Consider the following 1,444-nt stretch of genomic DNA (forward strand, 5'->3'; position numbering starts at 1 on the left):
GCCGACGCTGCCGCTGAGTCCCGGCACGAGGGGGTGGGCACCGTTGAGAAGGTCGGCCCGGGCGTCACCGAGGTGAAGGTCGGCGACCTGGTCGGCAATGCGTGGCTGGCCAGCGCGTGCGGCAGCTGCGAATACTGCCGGACCGGCTGGGAAACCCTGTGCGAGTCCCAGACCAACGGCGGCTACTCGGTGAACGGCAGCTTCGGGCAGTACATGCTGGTGGATGCACGGTTCGCCGCCCTGATCCCACAGGCTCGGACCCCCACGAAATCGCGCCGGTGCTGTGTGCCGGCGTGACGGTGTACAAGGGCCTGAAGATGACCGGGGTGCGGCCGGGACAGTGGGTGGCCATCTCCGGCATTGGCGGGCTGGGGCACATCGCGGTGCAGTACGCGGTGGCCATGGGCATGCGGGTGGTCGCCATCGACGTCGCCGACGAGAAGCTGGCGCTGGCCACGAAGCACGGGGCCGAACTGACCGTCAACGCGTTCGCGCAGGACCCGGCGGAGGTAATCCAGGAAAAGATCGGCGGTACCCACGGGGTGCTGGTCACCGCCGTGCACCCTGCTGCCTTCGGCCAGGCCATCGGGATGACCCGCCGCGGCGGCACCATTGTCTTCAACGGCTTGCCGGCAGGGGACTTCCCCGCCCGATCTTCGACATCGTGCTCAAGGGACTGACCATCCGCGGCTCGATCGTCGGCACCCGCCAGGACATGATTGAGGCCCTGGAATTCTATGCGGCCGGGAAGATCAAGCCGACCTTCCACACCCGACCGCTGGAGGACATCAACGCCGTCTTCGACGAGATGCGCCATGCGAAGATCGATGGCCGCGTCGTGATCGACTACACGGCGCAATAGTAGGACACTGGGACCCGGCCACTGCCAGAAGAACGCAGCGTCAGCGCTCACGCGTGCACTTCGGGCGCAGGCTTCCCCGCCGACGCCAAGCCGCACCAACCAGCAAAGGACACACAATGGCCCAGGTTATCGAATCCCGCCCGGTGATCGATGGTGAGCAGTTCTCCCGGGTCGACTTCACCGCCCAGTGCGTGCAGCTGCTGCGCCGGCTGTGGGATCTGCACGGCCCGCTGATGTTCCACCAGTCCGGCGGCTGCTGTGACGGCTCCTCTCCCATGTGCTACCCGGCCGGGGAATTCAAGACCGGCAACGCGACATCCTGCTGGGGGTGCTGGCGCTGCCTGCTGAGGACGGGACCGTGCTGGGAGACATCGATTTTTGGATGTCAAGGGAACAGTTCGAATACTGGAAGCACACCAGGCTGACCGTGGACGTGGTCAACGGGCGCGGCTCGGGGTTCTCGCTCGAAGCCCCGGAGGCAAGCGGTTCCTGATCCGCAGCCAGCTCATCGAACCGCCAGCTCACTAGCGGCGCGGGTGCGGGGGCACCGGGCCTAAAGCCCGGTGGAGGGCAGCAGGGCTG

Annotated in this window: 2 pseudogenes; both read left to right on the plus strand. The window is 66.8% G+C overall.

Annotated elements, in window-relative coordinates:
* Positions 1–862: pseudogene (locus tag JCM19049_RS14110) on the plus strand (zinc-dependent alcohol dehydrogenase); the annotation flags it as partial.
* Positions 863–978: 116 nt separating this feature from the next.
* Positions 979–1,390: pseudogene (locus JCM19049_RS14115) on the plus strand (DUF779 domain-containing protein).
* Positions 1,391–1,444 lie beyond the last annotated feature (54 nt).

This window comes from Arthrobacter sp. JCM 19049 (assembly GCF_001310435.1).